8 protein-coding genes and 1 pseudogene are annotated in these 14,771 nt (G+C 39.0%); 4 read left to right on the forward strand and 5 right to left on the reverse strand.

The genetic code is table 11. The annotated features are described in order from the left end of the window. The first annotated feature begins 1,388 nt into the window (after positions 1-1,388). The 4 genes and pseudogenes from CU635_RS04460 to CU635_RS04475 all read left to right on the forward strand — a co-directional run bounded on the left by CU635_RS04460 (position 1,389) and on the right by CU635_RS04475 (position 7,563). Entirely contained in the window at positions 1,389-3,929 is a 2,541-nt protein-coding gene (locus tag CU635_RS04460) for an N-acetylmuramoyl-L-alanine amidase (RefSeq protein WP_101575981.1), read from the forward strand. A 170-nt stretch (positions 3,930-4,099) separates the two neighbouring features. After that, positions 4,100-4,356, forward strand: a pseudogene (locus CU635_RS04465) (IS4 family transposase); the annotation flags it as partial. Positions 4,357-5,327: 971 nt separating this feature from the next. After that, positions 5,328-6,863, forward strand: a complete 1,536-nt coding sequence (ptsG, locus tag CU635_RS04470) for a glucose-specific PTS transporter subunit IIBC (RefSeq protein ID WP_101575982.1) — start codon at positions 5,328-5,330, stop codon at positions 6,861-6,863. A 16-nt stretch (positions 6,864-6,879) separates the two neighbouring features. Then, entirely contained in the window at positions 6,880-7,563 is a 684-nt protein-coding gene (locus CU635_RS04475; RefSeq protein ID WP_101576075.1) for an N-acetylmannosamine-6-phosphate 2-epimerase, read from the forward strand. Positions 7,564-7,597: 34 nt separating this feature from the next. Here the strand turns inward: CU635_RS04475 and CU635_RS04480 are convergent, their stop codons facing one another. From CU635_RS04480 to CU635_RS04500, 5 genes are all read right to left on the reverse strand, one after another. Continuing rightward, on the reverse strand, positions 7,598-8,416 hold the full coding sequence (locus CU635_RS04480) for a MurR/RpiR family transcriptional regulator (protein WP_101575983.1): 819 nt from the start codon (positions 8,414-8,416) through the stop codon (positions 7,598-7,600). A gap of 225 nt (positions 8,417-8,641) precedes the next feature. After that, entirely contained in the window at positions 8,642-11,251 is a 2,610-nt protein-coding gene (gene mngB / locus CU635_RS04485) for a mannosylglycerate hydrolase (protein ID WP_101575984.1), read from the reverse strand. A gap of 52 nt (positions 11,252-11,303) precedes the next feature. Continuing rightward, positions 11,304-13,241 (reverse strand): PTS 2-O-a-mannosyl-D-glycerate transporter subunit IIABC, encoded by a 1,938-nt coding sequence (mngA, locus tag CU635_RS04490; protein WP_101575985.1) that lies wholly within the window; start codon positions 13,239-13,241, stop codon positions 11,304-11,306. Between the two features lie 131 nt (positions 13,242-13,372). Next, positions 13,373-14,113: a MurR/RpiR family transcriptional regulator gene (locus CU635_RS04495; RefSeq protein ID WP_101575986.1), complete on the reverse strand. Its 741-nt coding sequence runs from the start codon at positions 14,111-14,113 to the stop codon at positions 13,373-13,375. Between the two features lie 104 nt (positions 14,114-14,217). Beyond that, positions 14,218-14,697 carry a GNAT family N-acetyltransferase gene (locus CU635_RS04500; RefSeq protein ID WP_101575987.1) on the reverse strand — a complete coding sequence of 160 codons (480 nt, stop codon included), beginning with the start codon at positions 14,695-14,697 and terminating at the stop codon, positions 14,218-14,220. Positions 14,698-14,771 lie beyond the last annotated feature (74 nt).

The raw sequence follows: 14,771 nt of genomic DNA on the forward strand, positions 1-14,771 counted from the left end.
GATTTTTATTCCATTTTTTCACCCTTGACTTTTTCATAGATTTTTTGTGCAACGCTAGTGAAATAAAATATATTATTACTAATATAAGAAGTTCTAAACGGTTTTGGCTTGCCAATTTTAAATGTTTCATCCAATCTTTAACAAACTGTTATAAACATAGTTTATCAGTTTTCTTTATTATATTATAAGATAACTCAATCTTCTCGCAGAAAAGTGAATACCAAAGCCTTACAAGTTAATAGATATTCTTTTGAACTAAACTGCCCTTCGTTATGTTGTTGCTATAACGTCATGAACTCTGGAGACGTAGCTCGTCATAGCGACATTTTTGTCAATATCTCAAAATTAGTGTGAATGTTCCAGACTCCAATTTTAATAGAAGAAGGAAAACTTAAATGGTTCCTGCTTCTGTTTTAAAATCATCTGCGAGACACACTCTACGACTTGCATAGTGATCACAGATAGTAATGATGTAATAGTGTTAACTGAACAGTTATTCTAAAAGGAATTTTACTATAAATTAACATTCATGAAAATGTCCACTTATTTCTTGTTCCTCAATCGCGCCCGTTTGCTGAATAGTATTAGTTCCTAAAAAAAATATATATGCACAAAAAAAGCCCGGTTAATTTAACTCGAGCAGGCATATTATGATAGATCTAAGGTAAGTGTTCTGCATCAAATTTATTTCTTAGTCAGCCAAGCACAGCACTCCACATGTGTGGAATGTATGTAGACATACAAGAGATGTTGGTGGGTTTTAATTATTTCAAGGTTCATCTCTTTTTTCGTATATTTGCTTAAACGTTATACAATAAACATTGCAATTACCGTCTAGCGACGCCACGCAAACATAGAATGATTCATTACTCGATAGACAGCACCCTTCGCTATAACAGTTCCCTTCATTGAAGTTAAGAGAGTAAACCAGCTTTTATGACGGAAAACCAAAAAAGTTAAACTGTATTCTGTTTTTTTGATGGAAAAGAAATCATCTTTTCCTATTTGATATGCAACGGGAAGATAGTGTTGCCACATTCCTCATATATGGATAATTAGAGTTGGCTACAAATGATCGCCGGTATCACAAGGAACTATTTTCCAGTCCATTAACCGTTTATTATTTCAGTATTCAACCGATATAATAAATGAATTCTATTAATTACAGGTAATGTTGACTTGTTATCTAATGCGACATTGCCCTTAAAGGAGTGATGATAAAAACAGAATGCATCATAACTTACTGATATCCCCGCAAAGTTATTTTTTTATTAGTACAATAGTAAAAAATTCTTAATCTTTCATTTGTTTTTATGCTAGACTAACAGTGTGTTAAATACAGGAACTTGAGATTTTATTTAAGAGTAAATTTTTATTATAGGGAGTTCATGATGCAAAGAAAAACTTTATTACTTCTTGGTATGCTACTGATGGGGTTTGTGTTTCTCTCGAAAGTAAGTATTGCCTATGCAGTCACAGGAAATTACAACGTAGATTCCAGTTATTATTTCATTCAATTTAATGGTGCACAGCAAGAGATTATCGTAAATGATAATATAGCATTGACATTAACCGGATGGACAGATGAATCGAAAACAACTGTTAATGGTACCATTCATACTGTTTCGACCAATATAACGGAAGATGTCACATTTGATGTGAACAATGAACTGAATGAATTAACTGTCACTACAAATGAAAGTATACATTATCGCATAGCGGTTTCTGACTCATTTAAAGCTGAAATAGTAGAGCCTCTTGAGTTAAATGACCGAATTACAGTAGTTGCAGAAAACGCAAATGGGACTTCCATTGAAAAAGTGGGAGCGATTGATGAATATGATACTGTGGTTGAAAATAAAGGATTAACTTACTATAAAACTGATGCAAATAATCAAAAAGTAGTGATTACTCAGGAAGAATACAATGCTTTAAATTCTGCTGTTTCCGGGGAAACGTCTTTTAGTGCACAGGCGGTAGCTCCTTCTGTTCGTTATGCTAGTCATGTAGAATACATAGGTTGGCAAAACGCTGTTTCTGATGGGGCAATGTCAGGTACACAAGGACAAGCAAAACAGTTGGAGGCAATGCAGATTTCCATTGAAAATGCTCCTTATTCCGGAGGAATTTCTTACAAGACCCATGTCCAAGATTATGGGTGGTTGACCAGTGCTTCTGATGGAGAAACGAGTGGGACTACTGGGCAAGCGAAGCAAGTGGAAGCGATTCAAGTGAACTTAACAGGAGAAATGGCAAACCATTACGATGTTTATTATCGCGTTCACTCGGCGTTTTATGGCTGGTTAGGCTGGGCAAAGAATGGTGCATCTGCGGGTACAGAGGGACTGGCTAAACAATCGGAAGCAATTGAGATTGTTTTAGTCGAAAAAGGCGGTGCAGCTCCTGGTTCAACAGATAAACCAATTATTACGGCCCCCTCTTTAGCTTATTCCACGCATGTTGAAACGTACGGTTGGCTGGATTTTGTAGCAAATGGAGCAACGGGTGGAACCGTAGGGCAAGCAAAACGTTTGGAAGCCATGAAGATTGATCTTCAAGATGCTCCTTATAGTGGAGATGTTATATATACAACGCATGTTCAAGAATATGGCTGGTTGACCAGTGTTTCTGATGGGGTAACAAGTGGTACAACTGGGGAAGGCAAGCAAGTCGAAGCGATTCAAGTGAACTTGACTGGAGAAATGGCGAACCATTACGATGTTTATTATCGCGTTCACTCGGAGCTTTATGGCTGGTTAGGCTGGGCAAAAAATGGTGCATCTGCAGGAACACAGGGACTGGCTAAACAATTGGAAGCAATTGAGATTGTTTTGGTCAAAAAAGGTCGAACAGCGCCTGGTTCAACAGACAAACCATTTATCACAGGTCCGTCTTTAGCTTATTCGACGCATGTTGAAACTTATGGTTGGCTGAATTTCGTAGCAAATGGAGCAACGGGCGGAACCGTAGGGCAAGGGAAACGTTTAGAAGCAATTAAGATTGATCTGCAAGATGCTCCTTACAGTGGAAATATTACGTATTCAACGCATGTTCAAGAATATGGCTGGATGGCTAGTGTTTCTGAAGGAGAAATGAGTGGTACAACTTGGCAAGGCAAGCGAGTTGAAGCGATTCAAGTGAACTTAACAGGAGAAATGGCAAACCACTACGATGTTTATTATCGTGTGCACTCACAAGATTTTGGTTGGTTAGGCTGGGCCAAAAATGGGATGAAAGCTGGTTCACAAGGGCTTGAAAAACAAGCAGAGGCTATTGAAATCAAGTTAGTTCGTAAAGGTCAAGGTGAACCAGTCAATGCAAACGTTGCATTCAAGCTACCATTGAAAGTATTTTTAGACCCGGGACATGGCGGTTCTGATCCTGGTGCAGTTGCTGGTGGTTATCGTGAATCGGACTTCAATTTGGCTGTTGCAAAAAAAGTTCAATCATTATTGGTACAACGTGGCTATACAGTTTATATGTCTCGTAATAACGATACTACCGTATCATTACTGGACCGTCCTCAAATGGCGAATAATTTAAATGCAGATATTTTCGTTAGTATTCATACTAACTCATCAGGAACAACGACTGTTAATGGTATTGAGTCTTACTACTATGAATATAATCCTAGTTACCCATCAAAAATCAATCAAGATATGCATAATAATCCAGAAAGAATTGCAAAGAGTGTGACACTTGCAAATATCATTAATGACAAAATGGTTGGCTATACAGGGGCCAATAATCGTGGAACTGATGGAGATACATTTGCAGTAATACGTGAAGCAGCCATGCCTGCAACTCTACTGGAGATGGGTTTTATTAGCAATTCGAGTGAACGTCAAAAATTAGCATCAGATTCATATCAAAATACATTAGCAAGAGCAATTGCTGACGGAATTGATCAGTATTTTCAAATTTATTAATCAGTCTGCTTGATAAAAAATGAACGAAGTTCATAAGTGACAAAGAATCAAATTTAGGACTAGAAATCAAAAGGAGATTTCTAGTCCTTTTTTTCATATTAATGACTCAAACTTCGTAGTGCAAAATGACAAACAAAGCCTTGATGCATTGGAAAGGCCGTCTATTCACCAAGGGTATGTTTGTTCAAAACCATAATATGAAGCGTGAATTGTTGGTAATTCTCAGCACTGATTGTACGTTTTCTGAACAAGAAGTTGTACGAATCTACGGTATACGTTGGGATATTAAGGTCTTCTTTAAGACGACTAAATCTCTATTACGCCTACAAAAAGAATTCCAAGGCATGTCATACGATTTGGTTATCAGCCAGACACCATTGTTTTTTCAAGATACATTGTCTTATCGGGGCAGCACCGATACAACACAGGCTCAACGTACATTATTAGGTATGACTCTTCCTTCAATTCCGTTAGCTTCTTAATGCAAAAATTAAAACATGGAACAATCTTTCCAATGAAAATCATAACGAGCAAATACAAATTATTCAAAGTAACTTTCTAAAATTTCAATAACTTGACGCTCTTACACCTGATTGATTACATCGCCTTTATAGAAAAAATTCAAATAAAAGCAGATGGTACAGCTAGAATCTTTTTATAAATTCTCGTTACCACCTGCTACTATTTAACGTGATTTTAGCAACACGCAGCATTCAACATGGCTTGAGTGTTGATTGCAGAACAAACTGTAGCATTGTTTACCGTTCTACTTTTTTCAATCCTCAAAGTCATCTTATTAAATCGTCTTGCTCTGTGGGGTAAATTCTAAAATAACCCTGCTTTTTTTAACAATGAAGTACCCCTCTATTAGTCTTCGAAAATACGATTCAAGAACTCCTTATTTTCTTCATATTCTTCTTTATTTAATAAGTTGTATTTTCTAACTTCTAAGTCAATGATATTGTCAAATTCAACATCTTGAAAATCATCCTTGTTAAATCCTAGCGTAGATACGATAAGCTGAGTATCCTGGTTGTTATTCTTAAAAATATAATTAAAGAGTGCCTTCTGTTTATCCTCATTAATTCCACATTATTCGGACTATCTAATACTAGCGGAAAACGAATCGCGTCTGGATTCAGTTCGAATTTTACCTTCAACAGATTAAAGTACCAAATAATGGTCGAAACAGGAATGTTGCTTCCCCTGGCAGAGAATGAACCGTTTATTTTTTTGACTTTGTCTAATGATAATTCTTTTAACGCAAATCGGTTCACAGATTCAATCATTATCACTTCACCGCATGTGGGGTCAGGCCCCAAAAAAGTTATTGACGAAATTGTTCATCAATTTTAAAATAGATTATGAAAATAGTTTTCATGGAAAGGGTGATAATTGATGAGTGTTTTCTTTGAGAAGGCGCAGCGGTTTGGTAAATCATTTATGCTGCCAATTGCTGTTTTGCCTGCTGCCGGTCTTTTACTTGGAATTGGCGGTGCGTTATCAAATCCGAACACTTTGAAAGCGTATCCATTTTTGGATGTTGGCTGGCTTCAGGCTATCTTTCAAATTATGAGTGCCGCCGGTTCGATTGTTTTTGCCAATCTGGCCATCTTGTTCGCAGTCGGTATTGCGGTTGGACTGGCAAAGTCTGATAAAGGTACCGCAGGGTTAGCGGCTGTATTGGGGTATCTGGTTATGAATGCTTCCACTGGCGCAATGCTTGTTATAACTGGTAAGCTTGTGACTGAAAATCCAGCTGCTGTCGGACAGGGAACTATTCTAGGTATTCAAACCCTTGAGACCGGGGTATTTGGTGGAGCTGTTGTCGGGATTTTAACTGCATTTCTTCATACCCGTTATAACAAGGCACAGCTTCCACAATTCCTTGGGTTTTTCGCTGGTTCCCGCTTTATTCCGATTATTACGTCATTCGCAGCTATCTTTCTTGGTGTATTGATGTTTATTATCTGGCCCCCTATTCAATCCGGAATTTTCAACATCGGCGGATTGGTTGAGCAAACGGGCTATATCGGAACGCTGATTTACGGATTTATTTTACGACTGCTCGGTCCATTCGGTCTTCATCATATCTTTTATATGCCGTTCTGGACAACAGGCCTTGGCGGTTCCTTAGTCGTGGATGGAACACTGGTAGAGGGCACGCAAAAAATCTTCTTTGCCCAACTCGGTGATCCGAATACAGAGCAATTTTTCATCGGAACTTCACGGTTTATGTCCGGCCGGTTTATTACGATGATGTTTGGCCTCATTGGGGCAGCACTAGCAATCTATCATACTGCAAAACCCGAAAATAAGAAAAAAGTCTTTGGATTAATGCTTTCAGCTGCGTTGACTTCTTTCTTAACCGGGATCACTGAACCGATCGAATTCTCGTTCTTGTTTATCGCGCCGATCCTGTATGTCATTCATGCCTTTTTTGATGGTCTCGCTTTTATGATGGCCCATATATTCGAAATCACAATCGGCCAAACATTTTCAGGCGGTTTTATCGATTTTATTTTATTCGGGATCTTACAGGGTAATGAAAAGACAAACTGGATTTACGTGCCTATGATTGGAGCTGTCTGGTTTGCACTTTATTATTTCACCTTCCGATTTGCGATCTTGAAGTTTAAGCTGCAAACCCCAGGCCGCGAGCAAGAAAACGATTCAAACCTGGGTTTAATTGATTCAAGCGAAAGAGCAGCAATGATCACCAGTGCCCTTGGTGGAAAAGAAAATATCAGTGATCTTGATTGTTGTGCGACAAGACTTCGTGTCACCGTCTTAGATCCTGCACTCGTTTCCGAGGAGACTTTGAAGCAAACAGGTGCGAGGGGAGTCATTGTGAAAGGAAACGGAGTTCAAGTGATTTACGGCCCCCATGTGACGATCATTAAAAATGAAATAGAGGAATTGATAGGAGCCTAACTCAATGCAGACAACTATATTACAACAAGTGAAAAACAACTTAATTGTGTCATGCCAGGCACTCCAAGACGAACCCCTGCACAGTTCGATGATTATGGGGAGAATGGCTTTAGCCGCACAACAAGGCGGTGCAGCAGGAATACGCTCCAATACAAAAGCTGACATCGAGGAAATTAAGAAAACGGTCAACTTACCGGTTATCGGGATCGTAAAACGGAACTATCCTGATAGTGAGGTTTTCATTACACCAACAATGCCGGAAATTGATGAGGTGGCTGCTTCCGGGAGCGAAATGGCTGCCCTCGATGCAACTAATAGATGGCGGCCAAATGGTGTAAAGCTTTCTGACTTAATAAAAGAGGTTAGGGAAAAGTATCCTCACCTTCTATTAATGGCGGATATTTCAACTGTAGATGAGGCGGTAACAGCAGAAGAATTTGGGTTCGACTGTGTGTCAACCACGTTAATCGGCTATACAAATGAAACAGAAGGCCAGAAAGTGTATGAGAACGATTTTGAAATATTGAAAAACATCGTGAAATCTGTGAAAATACCGGTTATCGCCGAAGGAAGCATTCTAACTCCTGAAATGGCAAAACGCTGCCTTGAAGTTGGCGCGCACTCAGTTGTTGTAGGCGGGGCAATTACAAGACCACAGCAAATCACCCGGAGATTTACCGAGTATATGAAAAAGAATTGACGAAGAAAACTCCCGGATTTTTTCGGGAGTTTTCTTATTGCCCTTCTTCTCGCATGGCATGAATAACGTTCAGCGTTTTGTCCCGTTTCGCGCGCAGATCTTCATCCTCAAGAAGCAGCAAAGAAATCACATCCAGCACATAAAGAATCGAAAGCTGGCTATTAATAAATTGATCATCATTTAAGATTTTTGTACTTGAAGTGAAAAGGACTTCTTCTGACAAATTCGTTAACGGGGTGTGATCATGATTTGTGATGCTGACAATTTTGCCCCCGTTCTGTCTGGCGATTCCGGCAGCTTTAATAATTTCTTCTGTATTTCCAGAGTTGGAGATGCAAATAACAAGATCTTTCTCACCTGCAAGGGAACTGCCCATCAACATCATATGAGGATCAATGACGGCGTCTACAATAAGACCCATCCTCATGAGACGGTATTTCAGTTCAAGCGCCGTCAATCCCGAACTTCCGATTCCAAAAACGAGGATTTTTTCGGCTTCTTTGATCATTTGTACAACAGTCGTGACTTGGTCTCTATCAATCAGAGATACAGTTGAATCGACTACCTGCTGATAAAAACTCTCAACCTTTCCAAAACTGTTCTTATGATCCTTAGCCCCTTCCAGCTCCCTGTTCAGCATCACTTTAAATTCCATAAAGCTGCTGCATTCAATCTTTTTACAAAAACGGGTAACCGTCGAAGTAGAGGAATTTGTCTTCACGGCTAAATCCTTAATATTAATATTTAAGATCGAACCTTTATTCTCCAAAACAAAATTTGCAATTTCCTTTTCTCTCACCGAAAATTGTGGGTAATTAATCTGGATTTGATCCAGCACATTGTATTTTCTCATTATTTGCCCCTCAGAATTTGGTTTCTACCGCTATTATCTCAAAACATTCGTTAAAGTTGAAATACTAGCTTCGCTGTAAACGGACACATTGAAAACTTAAATGATGAATATTGGCCAGCGTGTCAGTAAAGTTACTCAAGGCTCACTTCATTAAGGGGCAGATTCAAAAAAAAGAGGGCAATTTCCCCAATGAGAAATTGTCCCCTTTTTAACAGTCTAAATTATTTAAAACAATATTGTTTGAACCTGATTAGATTTTGCCTCAATTTCTACTAGATTCTCTCTTAAAATTAACGACTCCAAAGGCTTTTCATTTAAGTTTGCTTTGTAGGCCTGTTCCACGCTAGAGCCAAGTTCAAATGAAGCCAGCTTAGTGTTATCGGTTGGATTGTAAAAGCGGAGAACTAAGCGGTCATCCTTTTCTGCTTTTTTCAGAGTACTTAATACAACCTGCGGATTGGTTTCTTTCAGCAGGCTGAAACTTACTGGTGTTTTCACGATTGCTTGATTTAGTTTCATCGCATTGTATGGAATCTTATTATAAAGATGGATCGGTGTTAAATACTCTTTTGCCAATCGTCCCACGTTAACCTCTGAGTCCGCCCCTTTCTGGATGCTAATCGCAAAATCTAAAGTTAATTTGCCAAGCATTTGCGAATCAGGAGTAGGCAGCTTGATCCCAGAAGGACGACCAGGTCTGCGTAGCAATTCTTCTTTTCCGAGAACTCCGATACTTCTAAAAAGGGTTATGGCGATAGTATCATATTCTTCCCCTACAATTTCATATTCTCTCGTGCTGTTTGTTAAGATGTATACTCCATGCTGTTGATTTCTAAGGCCAGTAAAGCTGAGCATTGGATATATCGAATCCGGGCGCTCATCCCAATTCTCTTCTTCCCACACTTCCATCGCTTCATCATATACTTTACGTTTAATTATGCCGAATTGATTATCAGCAACAGAAAACGCTGAGGCTATTCCAGTCGGGATAAGCGCTCTTAAGCGGTGATCCCTGGCATGGTTGACAACTTCAAACTTTACTTCGATTATCGGCTTATGTTTAGGAACAGTTAATACAATGTGGACATCCACTGAACTATTTACTACTTTTTGCTTTCTGTGCTCTAAACTTTCAGGTACGGCCAAAGTATATTGGATATCTATGAATGAAGTGTATCGGTTCTCAGTTATCTCAATCGCGGCCTTTACGTGATCGTTATAGAGCAGCTGTTCATCTGCCAATGGAGAATAATCATATTCATCACCGTCATCTCCACCGTTCTCAAGCAAAAGTACTTGTTCAAACGTTTGATTAATTTTTTTATCATAGATATTAATCGAACCGTTCGAGTTAACAGTAATGTCAAAGAAATCCGTGCAAACACTGTCTGCTGAGCACAGTGTGGGTTCCTTCTTCCGGGTATCCTCGACAACAAAATATGTTTTATAACCTAAAGACGGGATGCTGTCCCTTAATTGCACCGTATATTTAATAAACGGATCGTAGTTTCCGTAGTGAACAATTTGCCGGTCAATTAAACCCGGATCGATGATTTCACTTTTTAAAACTTCAAACTCAATTTCCTCTTCTTCTTCGTTAAGTAGCTTGAATGAATGAAACTTTGAAATCACCGTTGCTGTCATCACTTCATCTCTAACGTAAGGAAGAAAGTTAAATGCTGTAAGGCGGTCGTAATTCCATTCTGTTCCTATTGAGTCTACAATTTTCCGTTTATAAAATTCTATTAATTGATCAACCTTTTCTTCAGCAAGGGTGAATCGGTTAAAAATTTCTTGATGGACCTTGTCAGAACAACAACAGCCAATACTGTCATGAGCGTGGTTTTTCATAATCTCTTTCCAGATGAGCTCAATTAAGCCATGGTGATATTCGAAACCGAGACTATAAGCTACGGATGCAAGCGGCTCTAAAATATTGGCCAATTTGTTTTCGATTCTTGCATTCGCAGCTTTAATATCCATTCTTGTAGAATAAATACTCCGATGAACACGCATGTATTTCCCGTCCAGAAACTCACCTTTCAAGGTAGGTAGATCACTACTTTTTTCAATTTCAGCAAAGACGTTCTCATACCTGCTTAAGAAAAACTCGCGATCAGGATATAACTTGCTAAGTTTTTCTATAATAGTAGAAATATTTTTTTGAATCGGCATTTGATCATGACCGTTCGGCAAGATAATATTTTCTGTTGTAGCACCTTGGTCCAAAATAGTAAAGTATTTGTCAATACGTTCCTGAAGCTTTTCTTCATCCTCAGGCAAGTATTTACCAATGGCATAGCCTAATGGAAATAACTGAACAAGCACCTTCGAACCATCATCAGCTTCCCAATAAAATTCTGTTTTATCTGTGCCGTGACGTTCTGAAGTACCCCGCCAAAATATAGAGTACTTGATATCAAAGCCTTTTAATATTTGTGGCATTTGAGAAGATTGTCCAAATGAATCCGGGAGATAGCCAATCTTCATATAACTTCCAAACTGTTCACTATCTTTAATACCATACAACAAATTACGAACAATCGACTCCCCGCCTACGATCATTTCATCTGTTTGCGTATACCAGGGGCCAATGATAAGTTTGCCCTCCTGCACAAGCTTTTTTACTCGTTCCTTGTTCTCAGGCTTAACTGCGAAGTAATCTTCTAAAATAGCTGTTTGTCCATCAAGAACATAGTAAGGGTAATCCGAATCGTTCTCCAATGTTTCCAAAATTTCTTCCATATTATTAACTAAAAGGATTCTTGATTCCTCAGTTGTAAAGTACCATTCTCTATCCCAGTGCATATGCGGGACAATATGAACCTTTTTCATGATGTCCTCCAATCTTTTAGGCGGCTGAGTGCTTCAAAATCCCACAAGCTGCTTATGCTGCAGCTTGTGTGGAATTTCTCTTGCCATTTTCTTTCTTCAGTTTGTTTTTTCGGGTGACAATTAGTAAAAACATTGATATCAATGCACCAAGAAGCGCTGCACCTAACCATATACCCGCTCCAATAATCACTGGTTTTCCTTGCAGCAATGCCAATGAGAATATTCCAGCACCGGGTACATTTAAGCCGATTTGAAAATATGACACAATCGCTCCGGTGATGGCTGAGCCGACGATTAATGAGAATATGACGCGAAGCGGATCTCTCATCGCAAATGGAATCGCTCCCTCAGTAATGCCTGCTAGAACCAATAGCCAAGTTTGCTTACCGACCTCAATTTCTTCTTTATCATAATATTTTCTTGCAACAATCGTTGCCCCTGTGATTGCAAATCCAGAAACCATCTTGACGGATGCAAAAGCTGCATATGGAACAAAGTTGCCGCTTGCCATTGCTCCAATACAGAATGTATAGGCCGCTTTGTTGACTGGCCCGCCAAGATCAAATGATACCATTGCGCCGAGAACCGCACCTAACAAAATCGCGTTTGTACCAGACATTCCCTCTAACCAGCTGAGCAAGCCCTGATTTAAAGATGCCAACGGTTTTCCCACCACAAACAGCATTATAGAGCCGACAACAAGCGTACCAACAACCGGATATAGCCAGAAGCTGATGAAACCAGCAAAAGTTCCTTTTGGCCTTATTCTCTGTTTCAAATATTTTAGAAAATAACCTGCTAGAATACCTCCAAGCATACCGCCCAAGAAGCCACTGCCGATTAAGTTAGCCGCAACCCCTGCTGCAAACCCGGGTCCTAAAGCAGGCTTATCGGCAATGGAATACGCCATATAGGCTGCAAGAATAGGCACCATTAACGTACCCAATAAGGTTCCACCCAGTTGTCTCAATAACCAGAGCCACGATCCTTCCGTATTGTAAACTTCCTGGAGACCAAAAGCCTGGGCAATCAATACAGCTGCAGCCAGAGTCATTCCACCGGCTACAATAACCGGAATGATGTAAGAAATACCTGTTAAAATAGAATCCTTAATTTCTGTTTTAAAGCTTTTTTTGTCATTGTCTTCAAACCCGGCATCTGTACCGGAATAATCTTTTTTAGGTACTCTCTCAGATTTCTCAATAGCCTGAGCCACTATTGCTTTTGCATTCTTAAGCGGGGTGGCAACTGATGTCTTAATTTTCGGAAGATGGCTATACCTCTCCTCATTTTTGACAGCAACATCAGTGGCAAAAATAACAACATCCGCTGTGCTCAACATACGCTGTGTATGACGATCCTCTATACCGTTTGCTCCCTGCTTTTCTACATAAATGTCGACGCCCAGCTCTTTTCCTGCCTTAACCAGCGCTTCAGCTGCCATGTAAGTATGCGCAATACCAGCCGGGCAAGCGGTGATAGCCAAAATGGTTTTGTTGATTTTCTTTACTGCCTCAGCTTTTTCTTCTATTCTTTGAACATCCAGATTTTCATATAGCTCAATATTTGTTGTTGAATTCAGCAACTGATTTTTATATTCCTCATCTGATAACCTTTTAACCAACTCTGATAATAACGATAAATGCGTTGAACCGCTTTCATTTTCTGGAATAGCCAACAAGATAATTAACTTTACTTGATTGTTGGGATCGATGCTTTCCCAAAGTCTTACAGGATCTTGAAGTGTTGCAACCGCAAAGGCAGGTTCTTTCACCGTTGTGGATTTACCATGGGGGATTGCCAGTCCGCCTTCAAAGCCGGTAGGAGACAACTGTTCCCTTTCCATGACAGAATGATAGAAATCTTCTTCCGAGTGTAATTTGCCTGCTTCATAAAGTTTTTTGACTAGGAACTTTATGGCTTCATCTTTTGACACGAATGATTGATGAATGCTAATTAATTCTGGTGATGTTAAACTTGCTAACTGCATCTGCTAAACCCCCTTATTTATTGATTTGTAAGATTAAATTTATCGTAGCATTAAAAAAAATAAGAAGAGATTTCTTCTTATTTTTACACGAGTTATATCCAGAAAAGCGCTTTCATGTGTATTTATACACACTACCCAGCTTCATTCCATATATATTCCGATAAAACTCTCAGCACAATCACCAGCGAAGTTTTGTCTGTCACATTATATCCATTTAAAACTTTTTTAGGTGCATGACAATATAAATTGATATCCGCCAACTTTTGCAGGGCATTTGCATTAAAATGTGTGAGCGATATAATCGTGATCAATCTGTCTTTCCCCAGCTCTGCCATCTTTAACACCTGATCAGTTTCACCGGACAAACTGATCAGAAAGAGAACATCCTTACTTTTAAGTTCTTCGATTCCATGCCTAATTTCGTGAGGATGAATGTAAAACTCAGTTTGCTTTCCAGTAACCTTTAAATTCTTCACTAACATTTCACAAAAAGGGACAGTATCACCTACCCCGTAAACAAGAATCTTTTTTGCGTCACGAAGTACTTTTGAAACCATTTCTATTTTATCCATATCGATTAACTGCAACGTCTTTTGTACGGTTGCATGAAGGTCCCCTTCAAGCTCACCATGTCCTTCAAGTTCTGTCTCCAGTTCATCTTTAAGGCTGTTTTTCAGTTGCGAGAAACCGTCATACCCCAGCTTTTTTGATAATCTCGTAATCGTATTGGGAACTGTATACAAAGATGCAGCAAGTGATTGTATGGATAAGCTAACGACAAGCCTTTTATTGCTCATAATATATTCAATGATTTGGTCATCTGTATCGTTCAGCTTATATTCATATTTGCGTGCCCGTTCTTCTAAAAACATTAACAAACACCCCTGCTTTTCTTTGCGTAACTTAAATTTATCTTATTATATCAATTCGTTTTCGGGAACCAAAACTACTAATAAGAAAAATCCTAACTCAATATTCATCCCTGGTCGGTACTCCTGAATCCTAAACTCAGATAAAGGTTGATGGCCCGATTGTTCGTTGTTTGGGTTTTTAAGTAAGCCTCTTTGTGGAATTTAGATAGCCGTTGCAGTATGACAGATAGCAATGGTTTGGCCAGTTTTTTCCCCTGGTATCCAGGGAGAATTGCAACCCAGTGAATCCGGCCCATTGCTATGTTATCTTTATCAAACCATGCTGATGCTGTTCCTATTACTTGGCCCTGTTCATTTTCGATGAAAAGTACCCGCTTTTTCACTTCCTCTAAATAAGGTTGATACTCCCAATTAAAGCGCTCGAGTGCTTTTTCTACACTTTCAAATTCATTTGCAGCAGTTAATATTTTTGCCCACTGCTCTAGGTCTACTAGTTCAAAGTTCCTAATGCTATAATTTATAGGGAGCGTGTAGGATGGAATAAAATTTAAATCATGCTTCATGATTAGGGATTTTCTTTCCATGTCATTACCTCTTTTTTTTATTACTATTGTACCATCCTATCCATTCGTCCTGATATTACACTTTTATATTAAAG

This window comes from Bacillus canaveralius (assembly GCF_002860125.1).
GTDB classification, from domain to species: domain Bacteria; phylum Bacillota; class Bacilli; order Bacillales; family Cytobacillaceae; genus Bacillus_BJ; species Bacillus_BJ canaveralius.